The sequence below is a fragment of the Pseudomonas sp. HUK17 genome, from assembly GCF_001566765.1.
This window is the reverse complement of the sequence record NZ_LSMW01000012.1, coordinates 330,998-347,472: the sequence shown is the minus strand read 5'-3', so window position 1 is coordinate 347,472 and position 16,475 is coordinate 330,998. Positions and strand designations below refer to the sequence as shown.

Annotated in this window: 10 protein-coding genes; all 10 read left to right on the top strand. The window is 63.6% G+C overall.

Annotated features, from left to right (window positions below; all coding sequences use genetic code 11):
* Positions 1 to 142: 142 nt before the first annotated feature.
* Positions 143 to 580, top strand: coding sequence for a low molecular weight protein-tyrosine-phosphatase (locus AX284_RS08510; RefSeq protein WP_017639365.1), 438 nt, complete (start codon positions 143 to 145; stop codon positions 578 to 580).
* Between the two features lie 15 nt (positions 581 to 595).
* Positions 596 to 2,812: a polysaccharide biosynthesis tyrosine autokinase gene (locus tag AX284_RS08505; RefSeq protein WP_017639364.1), complete on the top strand. Its 2,217-nt coding sequence runs from the start codon at positions 596 to 598 to the stop codon at positions 2,810 to 2,812.
* Positions 2,813 to 3,013: 201 nt separating this feature from the next.
* Positions 3,014 to 3,889 (top strand): glycosyltransferase family 2 protein, encoded by an 876-nt coding sequence (locus tag AX284_RS08500; RefSeq protein WP_017639363.1) that lies wholly within the window; start codon positions 3,014 to 3,016, stop codon positions 3,887 to 3,889.
* The gene (locus AX284_RS08495) at positions 3,882 to 4,622 is read left to right on the top strand and encodes a WecB/TagA/CpsF family glycosyltransferase (protein ID WP_017639362.1); all 741 of its coding nucleotides are present in this window, start codon (positions 3,882 to 3,884) and stop codon (positions 4,620 to 4,622) included. Before AX284_RS08500 ends, AX284_RS08495 begins: the two co-directional genes overlap by 8 nt.
* Before the next feature lie 85 nt (positions 4,623 to 4,707).
* Positions 4,708 to 5,985: a hypothetical protein gene (locus AX284_RS08490; RefSeq protein WP_064307771.1), complete on the top strand. Its 1,278-nt coding sequence runs from the start codon at positions 4,708 to 4,710 to the stop codon at positions 5,983 to 5,985.
* 55 nt (positions 5,986 to 6,040) lie between these two features.
* Positions 6,041 to 7,312, top strand: coding sequence for a flippase (locus AX284_RS08485; RefSeq protein WP_068384637.1), 1,272 nt, complete (start codon positions 6,041 to 6,043; stop codon positions 7,310 to 7,312).
* A gap of 57 nt (positions 7,313 to 7,369) precedes the next feature.
* On the top strand, positions 7,370 to 8,404 hold the full coding sequence (locus AX284_RS08480; RefSeq protein WP_068384635.1) for a glycoside hydrolase family 5 protein: 1,035 nt from the start codon (positions 7,370 to 7,372) through the stop codon (positions 8,402 to 8,404).
* A gap of 283 nt (positions 8,405 to 8,687) precedes the next feature.
* Positions 8,688 to 9,800 (top strand): polysaccharide biosynthesis/export family protein, encoded by a 1,113-nt coding sequence (locus AX284_RS08475; protein WP_027598144.1) that lies wholly within the window; start codon positions 8,688 to 8,690, stop codon positions 9,798 to 9,800.
* 361 nt (positions 9,801 to 10,161) lie between these two features.
* Complete coding sequence (locus AX284_RS08470) at positions 10,162 to 12,885, top strand: bifunctional glycoside hydrolase 114/ polysaccharide deacetylase family protein (protein ID WP_068384633.1); 2,724 nt, start codon at positions 10,162 to 10,164, stop codon at positions 12,883 to 12,885.
* On the top strand, positions 12,866 to 16,462 hold the full coding sequence (locus tag AX284_RS08465) for a tetratricopeptide repeat protein (RefSeq protein ID WP_068384631.1): 3,597 nt from the start codon (positions 12,866 to 12,868) through the stop codon (positions 16,460 to 16,462). Before AX284_RS08470 ends, AX284_RS08465 begins: the two co-directional genes overlap by 20 nt.
* Positions 16,463 to 16,475 lie beyond the last annotated feature (13 nt).

Below are 16,475 nucleotides of genomic sequence, written 5' to 3'. Positions count from 1 at the left end.
ATTGGCCCGCCCCTCAGCACGACGATCTGGAGCCTGGACTCCCGACCCTAATTACATCGGCAGCAAGCGATCCCTGGAGACAGGCATCGCTGGCTATCTGCCGTCGATACCTGTTGTCCGGACAACAGGAAGGTTTTGAAGAATGATCAAGTCGATATTGGTTGTATGCGAAGGGAACATCTGCCGCAGCCCGGTCGCAGAAGCACTACTGGCCAAGGCGCTGGAAGGCCGTGACGTCCAGGTCGGTTCCGCTGGCATCAGGGCACTGGTTGGCCATGGCATCGAGAAGAACGCACAAGAGGTACTACGGCAAAACGGCATAGATTTCACCACCCACCAAGCTCGTCAAGCGGATGCAGAGATGCTGCGCAAGGCGGATTTGATTTTGACCATGGAAGAGTTTCACTCACGCTCCGTCGAAAGTATTGCTCCTGAAGTCAGGGGTAAGGTTTTTCTGATCGGGAAATGGTTGAGCAATCAAGAAGTACCAGACCCTTATCGCCTTTCTAAAGAGATGTTTCAAAATGTCCACATACTTTTGACGCGCTGTGTAAACAGTTGGCTTCCATACATCAAATAGGGAAGAAGGAATTTCATGACCACGATGCCTCGCTTTACTCCCGAAGTTAAGAATGAGTCGGATATCAACTTTTCCGCACTCTTCGGTATGTTGATCGATTACAAATGGCAACTCCTGTCGGTAATCGGTATTTTCGCCGCGCTCGGTATTGGCTACGCCATCCTGGCCACGCCCATGTATTCGTCCAACGCCATGATCCAGATCGAAATGGAGAAGAAGGGCGTTACCCGACTGACCGATCAGACCAGCGGCATGCCGCCGCCCATGCCCGAGGCGGTGACCGAGATCGAGCTGCTCAAGTCGCGCTCCGTGATCGGCAAGGCGATCGAGAACCTCAAGCTGGATATCGAGGTCAAGCCACGCTATTTCCCGCTGATTGGCAACTTCGTCGCGCGTCGTTTCGAGCCGCAGAATGAGACCGACGTGGCCTCGCCCCTGCTGGGTCTGAACAGCTTTGCCTGGGGCGGTGAGAAACTGGTCCTCGACCAGCTGGAAGTGCCTGACAGCAACCTCGACAAGCCGATGAAGCTGAAAGTCGAGGACAACCAGAATTTCACCGTCTTCAATGCCGATGACGAAGTGGTGCTGCACGGTGGCCTCGGCCAGCCGGTGAGCAATGCGGGCTACCAGATCAAGGTCGCCACGCTGCAGGCTCGCCCGGGCACCGAATTCACCATCATGAAGAAGCGTTTCTCCAAGACCATCCAGGAATACCAGGGTCGCATCGTCGCCGGTGAGCGCGGCAAGATGTCGGGCATCATCGGTGTCGGTCTGCAGGATGCGGATCCGCTGAAGGCCCAGGCCATCGTCCAGGAAGTCGCGGACATCTATGTTCAGCAGAACATCGATCGCAACGCCGCCGAGTCCACCCAGAGCCTGGAATTCCTGCGCGCCCAGATCCCGGTCGTGAAATCCGATCTGGAAAAGGCCCAGTCCGCGCTGAACTACTACCAGACCAACAAGAAATCGGTCGATATCGACAGCGAGACCAAGGGCGTCCTGGAGCAGACCGTTGCGCTGGACAACCAGATCTCCGAGCTGAACCTCAAGCGCACCGAGATGGATCGCAAGTTCACTCGTCAGCACCCGGCCTACCAGGCGCTGATGAGCCAACTGGGTCAGCTGCAAGCTGAGCGGGCCAAGCTGCAGAAGCGCGTCGAAGTACTGCCGGAAACCCAGCAGGAACTGCTGCGCCTGAACCGCGACATCGAAGTGACCGGCCAGACCTATGCGCTGATGCTGAACAAGGCTCAGGAGCTAGAAGTCATTCGCGCCGGTACCGTGGGTAGCGTGCGCATCATCGACAACGCCAACGCCAACGTCGATGACCCGTCCGCCCCCAACAAGCCGCTGATCATCGCCGTCGCCATCATCCTGGGCGGCATCGTCGGCCTGGCCATCGTCTACACCCGTCACACCCTGCGTCGCGGCGTCGAGACGCCGGAAGCCATCGAGCAGATCGGTCTGCCGGTCTACGCTTCGATCCCCTACAGCAAGAATCAGGCGGACACCACCAAGGTACTGGGCACCAAGCAGCCGGGCGAATCCTCGCTGACCGCTCTCACCCACCCGACCGATCTGAGCACCGAGGCGCTGCGCAGCCTGCGTACCAGCCTGCACTTCGCCATGATCGAGGCCAAGAACAACATCCTGATGATCTCCGGTCCCAGCCCGGGCGTCGGCAAGTCCTTCGTGTCCTCGAACCTGGCCGCGGTGATCGCCGAGTCCGGCCAACGCGTGCTGCTGATCGACGGCGACATGCGCAAGGGCTATCTGCACAAGCTGATGAACACCAAGCAGCAGGACGGTCTGTCCGATCTGCTCAGTGGTCGTATCGCCCTGAACGATGCCATCAAGAAGACCGAAGTCGGCAGCCTGGATTTCGTCTCCTGCGGCCAGTTCCCGCCGAATCCGTCGGAACTGCTGATGAGCCTCCGCTTCACCACCGTGCTGAAGAAATTCAGCGAGCTGTACGACATCGTGATCATCGACACCCCGCCGATCCTGGCGGTGACCGAGGCCGGCATCATCGGCAGTCACGCCGGTACCAGCCTGATCGTCGCACGTTTCGGCGTGAACAGTGTCAAGGAGCTTGAGGCGACCAAGCGCCGCTTCGACCTCAACGGCATTCCGCTCAAGGGCGTGATCTTCAACGCCGTGGAGCGCAAGGCCAGTAACTACGGCTCCTATGGCAATTACCACTACTCCTACGAGCAGAACGCCAAGAGCTGATGCACTACCCCGGCTGGACGGCCTGATCGCCGTCCAGCCGATCCCTTCAGGGATCGCGGCAGTATTCGTACAGGCGCATCGAACAAGAAACTACCTCACACAGCGATTTCGAAGGGTTTCCTCCTGAACCCGGCCACGCTTGGCAGCCTTGCATCTCGACGCTGTACCGGATTGATGATTCTGAAGAATAGGAACACGCCAATGAACGTAGTCATGGTGCTCAACTACAAGGCCCCCAACGAAACCATCAGTTGCGTGGAGAGCATCCTCAAGCACTGCCCGTCCATCGATCACGCGGTGGTGGTGGACAACGATTCCCAGGACGGCTCCATCGACGTCCTGCAACGCTGGCAGGCCGACAACGCCCTGAGCCAGGTCACCGTGCTCGCCAGCCCGCGCAACGACGGCTATGCCGGCGGCAACAACTACGGCATGCGTTGGGCGCTGGACAATCTGGCGGTCAAGCATTTCTGGGTCGTCAACAACGACGCCTACGTCAAGGACGATGCCTTCGCCCCGCTGCTGGCCGAGCTGCAGCGCGCGCCCAAGACCATCGTCGGCTCGGTGATCCTGAGCTCCCAGACCGGGCGCCTGGAATGCTATGGCGGCGGCATCCTCTATCCACTGCTGGGCAAGTCCAAGCTGCTGGGCAAGGACATCGACGTCAGCGAGATTTCCCAACTGGACCGTGAACCCGATTACATCATGGGTTGCAGCATGGCCTTCTGCGCCAGCCTGCTGACCGAGATCGGCTTCATGGACGAAGCCTACTTCATGTATTCCGAGGAAGTGGACTGGCAGCACCAGGCCAAACGCAAGGGCGTCGTGCTCAAGGTCTCACGCGAGAGCCAGCTCTATCACTACGGCTCCATGAGCTCGGGCGGTCGCAGCGCCTTCTATCACTACTTCCGTAATCGTGCGGCGACCCGCTTCAATCGTAAATTCCATGGCACTCCCTATGCACTGGTGTCCGCCGTGCTCCTGTCCGGCATCACCGTGCTCAAGGAATTCAAGAATCCGAAACTGGCCTGGTCCGGCGTCAAGGGTGCCTTCAAGGGAGCGACGATGCATGTCTAACCTAAGCAACCAAGCCTTCGGTATCGACTTCTTCACCGGTACCAAGGACGAGCTGATGAGCTCGATCAGCCAGGACATCCATCGTCCCTACAGCTACATCGTCACACCGAACATCGACCATGTCGTGCAGCTGCAGAGCAATCCGGACATGCGCGAGTCCTATCAGCGCGCCGGCAAACGCATCTGCGACAGCCGGATCCTGATGCCCATCCTCAAGTCGCTGGGCGTCGCCGTGCCCGAGGTCATCACCGGCAGCGATCTCACCCTGAGCATTCTGCGCAAGGCCAACGACGAGCGCCTGTCGGTGGTGCTGATCGGTTCGAGCGAGAATGACGTGGGCAAGCTGCGCCGGATGTATCCGCACATCCAGCTGGCGCACTACAACCCGCCGATGGGTTTCATCAACGATCCGCTGGAGACGCAGAAATGCGTCGACTTCGTGATGCAGAACCCTTCCGAGTTCATCCTCTATGCCGTCGGGGCGCCGCGCCAGGAAAAGCTCGCACGGCAGATCGACAGCAGCAAGCGTACCGGCGTCGGCCTGTGCATTGGCGCCTCCATCCTGTTCGCCGTCGGCACCGTCAAGCGTGCCCCGCGCTGGATGCAGAAGGCCAAGCTGGAATGGCTGCACCGGATGTGTTCGGAGCCCAAGCGGCTGGCCAAGCGTTACGTGCACGATGCCCTGAGCATCCTGCCCATCTATCTCAAGGAACGCAGCAGTCGCCGCACCTGAGGCGCTGCCCCCGCAGCATTCTCAGCCGCAAGGAAGATGACCATCGGACAAGCAGTCCGGTGGTCCCGTCTGGATGGGTAGGTCTATGAGCATTCTCCGTAAAAGTACCGTTTCCTTCGTTCTCCTGATCCCGTTGCTGATCCTGCACCTGGACGTGTTCGGCGAAAGCCCGCACAACCCGGTCGGCATCCTCTATCTAAACGAGTTGTATCTGGCCATCTGCATGGCCTTCACATTCTTCTACCTGCTGACCAGCATTGGCACCCAGCAGCGCGAATTCAAGATCCTGATGACCTACGCCGTCTATTCGTCGGCGGTGTTCATCGGGTTGCCGGCGATCTTTTCCTTTCTGTTCTACGGTCAGCCGATCTTCTACGGCCTGATCGAAGAGCGGCGGATCCTGTTCAGCTTCGGTTTCGCCACCCTGATGTTCCTCGGGCGCAACATGAGCGCCTCGCAATTCGAGAAAGCCCTGCTGATCACGGCGCTGCTGGCAGCGGCCATGGCCTGGATGTTCAAGTTCGGCGCGCTGCCGGATCTGCGTGACAAGCAGTCCTCCTTCGACCGCCCGGACCGTTCTTCCATCGGCGCGCCGGCCCTGTGCCTGGCCTACTTCTACTGCATCCAGACCTGGAACAAGGGCATCTCGCCGATCGACGGCTCGGCGCGCAGCAAGACCGTGCACATCGTGCTGGCCATGTTCTTCCTGCTGACCCTGGTGTTCGGCACCCAGACCCGGCAGCTCATCGTGCTGGCACTCTGCTTCACCGTGTTCTGCCTGAAGAGCAAGTCGATCGTCTGGATCTGCGTCTCCGCCCTGCTGCTGTCGCCCTTCTTCATCTTCCCGGACCTGATGAAGGTGCTGGGGCTGAATCTGGATTTCTACGCTCAGTCGGTGGAAGACGGCCCCACCGATGGCGTGCGCGAGCAGACCATCGGTTACATCTTCTCCCACCTCAGCCAGAACCACTGGCTGCCCAGCGGCTCGCTGTCGCTGATGTGGAACAACGGCTTCATTCCCTACTTCGGCGAGTATTTCTTCCTGTCCGACGTAGGCGTGTTCGGCACCGTGTTCCGCTTTGGCTTCCTGGCCTTCATCATCATCCCGGTGTCGCTGTTCCTCTACTATCGCTGGGCGAAGATGCTGCACCCCGATACCGGTTTCGTGGTGACCGCCACCCTGGCCCAGCTGGTGATCTGGCCGCTGGCCGGTTTCTTCGAGTATCTCCAGGCCACCATCTGCTACCTGATGGTGATCCAGGCGCTGCGCGCCCTGCATCACTACAGCTCCGCACCCGTCCAGGAGACCTACGTCAGCAGCCCCTACCCGCGTCCGAGCAGCCAGCTGGCTCGTTCGGTCTGATCCCTCGTGCCGCCCGGCGTCCGCCGGGCGGCCCCAAGGAGTTTTCACCCCCACGATGTCGATGATCAAAAACAGCACCTGGAACATCCTGGGTGTCGTCATTCCCAGTGCCATCGCGCTGCCCACCATGGGCGTGCTGTCGCGTCTGCTCGGTGTCGAGCAGTTCGGCCTGTTCACCCTGGCCTTCGCCATCGTCGGCTATGCCACCCTGTTCGATGCCGGCCTGTCGCGTGCGGTGATCCGCGCCGTCGCCATGCACCACGGCGACAAGGGGCTCAATCGACTGGTCATGGGCACGGCCACCGGCGCCGTCATCGGTCTGAGCCTGCTGGCGACGCTGCTGCTGTGGTTCGGTGCGGGCAAGGTGGTGAGTCTGCTGCACGTCTCGCCCGAGCATTTCGACAATGCCGTGGCCGGCTTTCGCTGGCTGAGCCTGTGCGTACCACCCTTCCTGCTGGCGACGGTCTGGTTCGCCTACCTGGAGGGCAACGAGCGCTTTGGGGAATTCAACATCCTGCGGACCTTCTCCAACAGTCTGCTGGCGATCGCGCCGCTGATCGCGGTGCTGATCGAACCGAGCTTTTCCGCCACCGTGATCGGCCTGGTGCTGGCCCGGGTGGTGTCCATGGCGCTGGCCTACTGGCCGCTGCACAAGGACTTCCCGGAAGGCATCCGCACCTTCAAGGTGGAGGTGTTCAAGGAACTGCTGAAATTCGGCAGCTGGATGACGGTGAGCAACATCATCAGTCCGCTGATGGTCTATTTCGACCGCTTCGTGCTGTCGCACATGGTCGGCGCCAGCCGGGTGTCCTTCTACACCGCTCCTGCCGAGGCCGTGTCGCGGATGCTGATCATCCCCAATGCCGTGGCCCGGGTGGTGTTCCCACTCCTGAGCAAGAGCGGCGAAGACGCCGCGCGCCAGGCCAACAAGGCGTTCTGGGGTCTGCTGCTGATCAGCCTGGCGATGGTGTTGCCGATCCTGGTGCTGGCGCCCTGGATCATGACGGTGTGGATGGGTCCGGAGTACGGCGGCGATGCCGCGCAGATCCTGCGTATTCTGGTGGTAGGCTTCATCTTCAACGCCCTGGCGCAGATTCCCTTCGCCAAGATTCAGGCCCGGGGCCATTCGCGGACCACCGCGATGATCCATCTCGCCGAGCTGTTGCCCTATCTGGGCCTGCTGGTGGTGTGCATCCAGCATTTTTCCATCATGGGCGCCGCCATTGCCTGGACCATCCGGGTAACCGTGGACTACCTGGCGCTGGAATACTTCGCTCGACGCACGCCGCCGCTGCAACCCACACCCGTCTATCAGCAGAGTCCCTGAGGGCGCTCTGCTTAGACGAACGTCCGCAATACACGAGAGGTGCTGTCCGTGTCACGAGTGAAACGTCGTATCGGTGGTGGCCTGCTGGCCACCGTATTACTGTCCGCGGCGCTTTATGGCCAGGCGCAGGCAGCGCCGGCGACAGCCAAGGTGGATCTGATCGGCATCAACATGTCGGCCGCCGGCTTCGCGGGTCAGGTCCTGCCGGGCGTGGAAGGCACCAACTACTTCTATCCCACCGAGGATTACTTCCGCCGCTACGCGGCCAAGGGCATCCGCTTCATCCGCTTCCCCTTCCTCTGGGAGCGGGTGCAGCCCCAGCTGGGCGGTGAACTGGACCAGGCCCAGGTCGCCCTGCTGCAGCGCACCCTGGACTTCGCCGACAAGTACGGCATCCGGGTGATCCTCGACCTGCACAACTACGCGCGCTATCGCGGCCAGCTGATCGGCTCGCCCCAGGTGTCCTACGCCAGCTACGCCGATGTCTGGAAGCGCCTGGCGCTGACCTTCCAGAAGCATCCGGCGCTGTACGGCTACGATGTCATGAACGAACCCCATGACACCCAGGGCCTCTGGCCGCGGGCGGCGCAGACGGCCGTGGACAGCATCCGCACGGTGGACATGAAGACGCCGATCTTCATCGCCGGCGACAGCTGGTCCAGTGCCCAGCGCTGGCCGCAGGTGAATGGCGATCTGCTGATCAAGGATCCGGCGGACAACCTGATCTACGAGGCGCACATCTACTTCGACGAAGACTCCAGTGGCAACTACGCCTCGGGCATGAAGGGCGTCCATCCCATGATCGGCGTGGAAAGAACCCGCCCCTTCATCGAGTGGCTGAAAAAGCACAATTTGCGCGGCTTCATTGGCGAATATGGGATACCTGCACACCCGCAATGGCTGGAAGCCATGGACAATCTGCTCAGCTATCTGGGCGAGCAGTGCGTACCCAGCGCCTATTGGGCGGCGGGTCCGGGCTGGGGCGACTATCCTCTGGCCATCGAACCGAAGAATGGCGCGGAGAAGCCGCAGACGGCCCTGCTGGAAAAACACCTGAACAAACATGACTGCGAAGTCATAGGGCCTCGTTAGCGGAGATATGACAGATTTCGAACGGCGTCACCTTTTTCTGCTCCGGTGGCGCTGAACTCGATGGCCAAGGGCCAGTCCTAGACCAGCAGACTCAGGTGCTCGTACAACTAAAAGCTGAGACCCGAGTTCTCTCGCCGCTGGATAGGCTGGCCGCATGGAATCCAGTCCCCTGTCGAGGACCGTTATGTCTCGCGAAGGAACACCATGAATAACCGGCTCGTTGCTTCTACCTTCCGATTTATTCCTCTTGCTCACACTCAATCAGCAATCAAGGACGAATGACATGAAAACCAAATTTACCGCTCTGGCCTTGCTGTCTGGCATCGTCCTGCAGGGTTGTGCCTACTCCCCGGGTCAGTACCTGGATCAGGACGACCTGAAAAGCGATCCGAGCATCCAGGGCACCAAGGTCCAGCTGATCCCGATCACCAGCTCGCTGCTGATGAGCCAGGATTCCGCGGCCCTGTCCAAGGCTCCCGACCTCAAGCCCCTGCTGGACTACAAGCCGCAGGCTTACCGCGTCGGTGCGAGCGACCTGCTCTACATCACCGTCTGGGATCACCCCGAACTGACCGCTCCGTCCGGCGCCCAGCAGCAGCTGGAAGCCAACGGTCGCCTGGTGCGTCCGGATGGCACTCTGTTCTACCCCTACGTCGGCACCGTGCGCGCCGCCGGCAAGACCCTGGAAGAGATCCGTACCGATATCTCCCGTCGTCTGGCCACCTTCATCGACAATCCCCAGGTCGACGTCAGCGTGCTGAAGTTCGGCAGCCAGAAGGTCACCATCTCCGGCGCCGTGAACAAGGGCGACGCCATTCCCCTGACCACCAAGCCCATCACCCTGGTGGAAGCCCTGGGCCAGGCCGGCGTGGCCAACAGCGGTGGCGCCGATCTGACCGGCGTGACTCTGGTGCGTGACGGCAAGGAATACCGCCTGGACACCGACAGCCTGAACCGCAAGGATTCCAAGCTGTACGGCATCTACCTGAAGGACGGCGACAGCCTGCACCTGCCCTACAACGATGCCCGCAAGGTCTATGTGGTGGGTGAAGTCCGCGCTCCGGCAGCGGTCAGCTACAAGATCACCAACCTGAACCTGATGGAAGCCCTGAGCCAAGCCGGTGGTATCCAGCAGGAAACCGCCAACGCCGATGCCGTCTACGTCATCCGTGGCCCGGAAGACCTGAAGGCCCCGGGTGCCACCGCCCAGGTCTTCCACCTGGCGGCCAAGAATCCCACCGCCTATGTGCTGGCGCAGAACTTCCATCTGCAGCCGCAGGACGTGGTCTTCGTCGGCCCGGCCGGTATCACCCGCTGGAACCGCTTCGTCAGCCAGCTGCTGGGCTCGACCAACATCCTCTCCACCAGCGCCAACCTGAACAGCAGCTTCAAGTAACAGCGCTCGCTTGCCGTCATGCCGGTTACCGCCGCGCATGACGGCAATTCCCCTGATGTTCCGCGACACCCCTCCTGCCTTCCCGCGCTACACCTCCTCGCCCACACGTCTGAAACCCGCTGCCTAGACAGGCTTTCCAGCAGACAATTAATTATTTCGATACCTATTAACCCGGTAATTGCTGCCGCTCGGCTTGGCGCAGGCAGTTTTTCGTCACGCTTTTGCGTAATGTAGCTAACCTGATACCGAAGTTGGGCACGTTTAAGGACTGGGTGTGGCGTCAGGCAAGGCAATTAGAGCAGGGTCCCGCTTCGGTTGGTGGCGCAAGCTGACGGTCTGGCTGCTAGGCTATCTGTCCTTCATGGGCACGGCCCTGGCCGCGCCCGCCAGCGTGGCCTTCTGGTACGCGGAAAAACCGCCAGTGGCCGAACTCGCCCAGTTCGACTGGGTGGTGCTCGAACCCGGCCATGCCAGTGCTGCCGATGTCCGCGCCCTGCGCGACGGCGGTGCCCAGCCCTTCGCCTATCTGTCCATCGGCGAATTCGCCGGCGACGCGGCGGCGCTGGAGAAGGCCGGCCTCAGCGCGGGGGCCAGCCCGGTGGCCAACAAGGCCTGGGGCAGCCAGGTGATGAATCTGGCCACGCCGGTCTGGCGGGCCCATCTGCTCGAACGCGCCGCCCAGCTGGCCAAGGCCGGTTACACCGGACTGTTCCTCGATACCCTCGACAGCTTCCAGCTGGTGGCCGAAGACCAGCGCGAAACCCAGCGCCTGGCGCTGAAGAGCCTGCTGGCCGAACTGCACCGTCGTCAGCCATCGCTCAAACTGTTTTTCAATCGCGGCTTCGAAGTGCAACCCGAGCTGCCCGGCGTGGCTGCCGCCATGGCGGTGGAGTCCATCTATGCGGGCTGGGATGCCGGCAAGAAAACCTATCGACCGGTCAGCGCCGGAGATCGCGAATGGCTGAAGCCGCGGATCGAGGCGGCGCGCAGTGCCGGCATCCCGGTCATCGCCATCGAATACCTGCCGCCGGAACAGCGTGACGAAGCCCGGCGCCTGGCCAAGCGGCTGCGCGACGAAGGCTATGTGCCCTATATCACCACCCCCGATCTCAATACCCTGGGCATCAGCTCGGTGGCCCTGCAGCCGCGGCGGTTGGCGCTGCTCTACGATGGCCGCGAAGGCGCCTTGCGCCAGTCGGCCGTGCACCGCTTCCTGGGCAGCGCCCTGGAGTACCAGGGCTATCGGCTGGACTATTTCGATGCCTCCAAGTCGCTGCCCACGGCCTGGCCTGGCGCGCTCTACGCCGGGGTGGTGGTGTGGATGACCAGCGGCCCGCCACCCAATTCGCGAGCCTTCAGCGACTGGATCGGCCAGCGCCTGGATGAAAAGACGCCCTTGCTGATCCTCGGTGGCCTGCCGCTGGACAACGAGGCCCTGCTCAAGCGACTGGGCCTTGGCGTCAGTCGCAAGCCACTACCCGACAACCTGACCCTCAAGGTGGCGGACCCCGCCCTCGCCGGCAACTTCGAGGCGCCGGTCAAGTTGCGCACCCGTGGCCTGCCGGCCGTGCAGACGTTGCCAGGCGGGCCGACGCCGGTGGTCAGCCTCACGGGCCAGGATGGCAGCTTCGTGCCCATGGGCGTGGCCCCCTGGGGCGGCTTCGTCTTCAGCCCCTACGTCATGGAGGACGGCCCCGAGGCCAGTCGCTGGATCATCGACCCCTTCGCCTTCACGGCGAAGGCCCTGCAGCTGCCGCCCCTGCCGGTACCCGACCCCACCACCGAAAACGGCCGCCGCATTGCCACCGTGCATATCGACGGCGACGCCTTCGTGTCCAAGGCCGAAGTACCCGGCGCACCCTATGCCGGCCAGGTGGTCCTGGAACAGTTCATCCAGCCACATCCCTTTCTGACCTCGGCGTCGATCATCGAAGGCGAGATCGGCCCCAAGGGCCGCTATCCGGAACTGACCGCGCAGCTGGAGCCCATCGCCCGCCGGCTGTTCGCCGATCCCAAGGTGGAGGTGGCCACCCATACCTTCAGCCATCCATTCTTCTGGCAACCGGCGGTGGCCGAGCAGAGCGAGAACTTCGAAGCCCAGTACGGCTACATGATGCAGATTCCCGGCTACGACAAGGTGGATTTCACCCGGGAGATCGTGGGTTCGACCCGCTATATCAATGAGCGCCTGACCACCCCGCAAAAGCCGGTGAAGATGGTGTTCTGGTCCGGTGACGCCCAGCCCGATGCGGCCACCCTCAAGCTCGCCTACGACAACGGCCTGCTCAACGTGAATGGCGGCAACTCCCATATCACCCGTTCACAACCCTCGGTGAGTGGCCTCTATCCCTTCATCCGCCCCACCCCCGGCGGCCTGCAGTTCTACGCGCCCATCATCAACGAGAACGTCTACACCAATCTCTGGCGCGGCCCTTACTACGGCTTTCGCGACCTGCTCTATACCTTCGAGCGAACCGAGCACCCCCGCCGTCTGCGTGGGCTGCATCTCTACTATCACTTCTACTCGGGCACCAAGCAGGCCTCGCTCAAGGTCATGGAGGAGATCTACCAGGGCATGGCCGCCGAGCGTCCCCTGTCGCTGTGGATGAGCGATTACCTGAGCCGACTGCACGGCTTCTATACCGCCAGTCTCGCCCGCGAAGACGACGGCAGCTGGTCGATCAAGGCCCTCGATGGCTTGCGCACCCTGCGCCTGGATCCGCGCCTGGGCTGGCCGGATCTGCAGCGCTCCAAGGGCATCGCCGGGGTGCGCGACCTGCCGCAGGGGCGTTATGTCCACCTGGCCGGCGAGAGTGCCCAGCTGGTGCTGCGCGACAGTCGCGATCCCACCCCCGCCCTCGAAGAGGCCAACATTCCGCTGCAGCAATGGGAGTACCTGTCGCCGACCCGTATCCGCTTCGCCTTCGCCGGGCAGTTTCCGCTGGAGCTGACCTTGAGAGCGGCTTCGGCCTGCGAGGTGCGGGTCGGGCGCGAGCGCTACAAGGGCCAGCCGGGACAGGCCGGACTCTGGACGTTCAAACTTCCGCTAACACGAGTGAGTGACGGTGAGATCGTCTGCGGCTAAGAAAACCCGGCTCCTGAGTGGTTGGACGCTGCTGGGGGTCGCGCTCCTCACCGCCCTGGTGCTGGTGCTGACCTTTCACGGCAAGCAGGTGTTCCTGCCGGGCGAAGAGCCGGCCGATCAGGTGTCCATCAGCTACGCCCAGGTGCTGCTCAAGGCGACCCCGGACGATACCGGGCTGCGCATGAAGCTGATCGACCAGTTGATCGCCCTGGGGCGCATCGACGAGGCGCGGCGTCAGCTGCAACTGCTGCCGGAGCCCTTGGCGTCGACGCCCTTCTATGCCGTGGAACTGGACATCCTGCAGGCGGAAGCCCAGCCGCAGGGCCTGGCCGATGCCGACCGCGAACGCCTGGCGCAACGGCTGAGCGCCCTCGACGTGGCGACCCTGAGCATGCCCCAGCTGCAACGGGTGGCCGAGCGCGCCCTGCAACTGGCCGATCCGGCCACCGCGGCAGAGCGTTTCGTCGAACTGGCGCGCCGCGATCCACCCCGACGCCAGCAATGGCTGGAACAGGCGGCGCGCTGGAGTCTGGCGAGCGGTCGTCAGCAGGAAGCCGCCCGCCTCTATCTGCGCCTGGCCGATCTCGCCGACTCGGCCGAGCAGCGCCAGGGCTACCGGCACCAGGCCTTCGATGCCTGGCTGGCCGCCGGCCAGGGCGCCGAAGCCGCCGCCCTGCTGGAACAGGAACTGCCCCGGCTGCAGCACGATGCCCGTGGCCTGGCCTGGCTGCAGGCCGGGGTTGCCGCGGCCCAGGGCAGCGGACGCCTGGATCTGGCCCAGCGCCTGATCGAGCGCTGGCGCGAGTGGCAACCGGACGATCCGGCCGTCCTGGAGGCCGCCTACCGGCTGGCCCTGGCGCGCGGTGACACCGAACGCGCCTGGGAGGAAGGTCATCAACTGCTGGCGCTGCGTCCTGACGATGAGCCACTGCTCGCGGAGCTCGCCCAGCTGGGTGAATGGACCGGACGGGTGGACGAGGCACTCGACCTCTGGCTGCGCCTGCTCGCCCGCCAGGATGACCCCGCCCGTCGCGATCATGCCTGGAAGCTGGCCGCCCGGGCCTTTCGCTTCGATGCCGTGGTCGAATTGCTCGGTCGGGTGTCCCACGAGCGCCAGCTGGACAAGACCGAACTGGATGCCTTGATCTTCGCCTACGAGTCCCTGGGTGATCCCGAGGCGGAAGAACGCTGGCTGCGCGGCTACATCAAGCGCCAACCGAAGCAGCGCCTGGTGTGGGAACGGTTGCAACAGTTGCTGGCCCGCACCGAACAGGGCGAGGCCGAAGCCGAAGGCTGGGCCGCCTTTGGCAAGCGCTTCCCGCTGACCACCGAGGAGTACCTGGCCTGGGCCGACACCCTGTGGACCCTGTTCAAGCCCGAAGAGGCCTGGGCGGTACTCGAACGGGTCCCGGCCAAGCAGCGCCAGCGCGACGACTACTGGCGGCAGCGCGCGGAACTGGCCTGGGAACTGGAGCGCGACGCGGACGCCCAGGTGGCCTTCGAACGCCTGGCCGCCAGCAGCAAGGGGCTGATGGCCAACGACGAGGATCGGCTGCTGGAGTTGTACCGGCGCACGGCGCCGCGCAAGGCGCTGGCGCTGCTGGAACAGAGCTGGGAGAAGCGCAAGGACCAGCGGCGCCTGACCGAAGCCCTGCAATGGGCCGAGCAACTCAAGGATGCCACCGCGCTGGAGCGGCTGCTGGCCAGCGCCGCCCGCGAACCGGCGTCGGCCGACAATCCCGCCGTCTGGCTGGCGCGGTCGGGTCTCGACTTCCAACGCGGGCGCATCGCCCAGGCCGAAGAAGGCTATCGCCGGGCCCTGCAGCGCTTCCCGGACGACGACCGCTTCCGCGAGCGCCTGCTGTGGCTGCTCATCGACCAGAATCGCCAGACCGAACTGGCCACCCTGTTGCGCGACTGGAAGGGCCGGGCCCGCGACAGCGACGTGCTCTGGCTGCCCTTCGGCAGTGGCCTGGTGCTGCTGGGCCAGGCGGAAGAGGCGCTGGGCTGGTATCGCCGCTATCTGGACGCCCATGCCCAGGACTGGCTGGTCCAGGCCGCCTATGCCGATGCCCTGGACGCCGCCGGCCACCAGGACGCGGCGTTGCGGCTACGCAAGGCGGTCACGCCGCACCTGGCCAACGACGAGGTGCCGGCCACCCCCGAGCGCTATGCCACCTATCTGCGGCTGCTCTCCAGCCTGCGCGGTCCCCAGGCAGCCCTGGCCCAGGCGCGCGCCTGGCAGGACGGCTCGCCGAGCATGCTGCAGCTCTGGTTCGACCAGTGGCTCGACGCCCTCAGTCAGAACAACGACGACGGCCTCAAGAGCGAATGGCTGGCCTGGGCCAAGAGCCGTGGCCTGAAGGTGCGCCAGTACGAGCAATTGCAGGAGGTCCTGCGCCGGCAGAATCGCGGCGAGCTGGAGAAGTTGCTGGCGGCCGGCGATCTGGATCCGGCCCAGCGCGTCGAGGTGCTGCAGCGCCTCGGCCATGCCGGCGACGCCCAGGCCGCGGCCCTGACGGCGGCCGGCGACGAGCCGCCGGAGGTCATCCAGCGACAGTTGCTGCGACAGGCCACCGAGCAGGCCGAACGCACCCCCAATGGGGTCCAGGCCGGCTGGGAACGCCGCGACTATGGCGGCCTGGTCGAGCAGGGCACCGAGGTGCGCGCCGCCCGGCGACTCAGTGATGACGTCTACGCCGATGTCCAGTTCAAGCAGAATCGCGTGGAAAGCGACGGCCTCAAGTCCGATGCCCTGGGCAACGAGCACCAGATGCTGCTCAAGGTGCTGAAGAATCTGGCCGACGGCGGCCTGGAAACCACCGTGGACGCCAGTCAGCGGTCGGACAGCAATCGCCTGGGCCTGGGCGTCGCCCGCACCTGGCGTATCGATGGCAACACCGAGATCGAAGCGGCCCTGGACTGGCACCGGCAACCCGACGAAAGCGGCTATCTGCGCGCCCTGGGCCGGCGCGACAGCGTCAGCCTGGCCGGTCGCCACAACCTCACGCCACGCGACCAGCTGAGCTGGCGGGCGGCGCACAATCGCTATTCCAGTCGCGACGGCGATGCCTTGGGCAGCGGCTTCGCCTTCAACCTGGAGCTGAGCCATATGATCTTCTTCGAAGGCCCTACCTGGCAGGTGCGCAGTGGCATCACCTACCAGCAGAACAAGGCGCGCAGCACCCTGCCCGCCAGCGTCACCCGTTATTTGCAGCCCCTGGCCGGCAGTGGCGAGAACGGCGAGGTCACCGTGGCCGACCTGGAGGCCCTGGGCGGTACCCAGCTCTTGCAGGATCGCTATGGCCAGCTCTATGTCGGCAGCAGCTGGCGGCGTGGCATTCCCGGTTCGCTCAACCGCACCCATCCCCAGTACAGCTGGTTGGTGGACACCCTGGTCGGCTGGCAGTGGACCGAGCGCGAATTCAACTACGGTTTGAATGTCGGCCTGGGCATGGCAGTGCTCGGCGACGACGAACTGGCGTTCACCGCCGGCTACCAGTCCGCGCCCCAGGGCAGCGGCGGTCAGGCCGGCAGCACCCTGGGCATTCAATACAGCAATCGAATCGGTCGCTAGGCCGTTTCAAGGG

Bases quoted from the DNA above. Each gene is read 5' to 3' on its own strand.
- AX284_RS08510 (WP_017639365.1), top strand. From the start codon at position 143: ATGATCAAGTCGATATTGGTTGTATGCGAAGGGAACATCTGCCGCAGC.
- AX284_RS08505 (WP_017639364.1), top strand. From the start codon at position 596: ATGACCACGATGCCTCGCTTTACTCCCGAAGTTAAGAATGAGTCGGAT.
- AX284_RS08500 (WP_017639363.1), top strand. From the start codon at position 3,014: ATGAACGTAGTCATGGTGCTCAACTACAAGGCCCCCAACGAAACCATC.
- AX284_RS08495 (WP_017639362.1), top strand. From the start codon at position 3,882: ATGTCTAACCTAAGCAACCAAGCCTTCGGTATCGACTTCTTCACCGGT.
- AX284_RS08490 (WP_064307771.1), top strand. From the start codon at position 4,708: ATGAGCATTCTCCGTAAAAGTACCGTTTCCTTCGTTCTCCTGATCCCG.
- AX284_RS08485 (WP_068384637.1), top strand. From the start codon at position 6,041: ATGTCGATGATCAAAAACAGCACCTGGAACATCCTGGGTGTCGTCATT.
- AX284_RS08475 (WP_027598144.1), top strand. From the start codon at position 8,688: ATGAAAACCAAATTTACCGCTCTGGCCTTGCTGTCTGGCATCGTCCTG.
- AX284_RS08470 (WP_068384633.1), top strand. From the start codon at position 10,162: ATGGGCACGGCCCTGGCCGCGCCCGCCAGCGTGGCCTTCTGGTACGCG.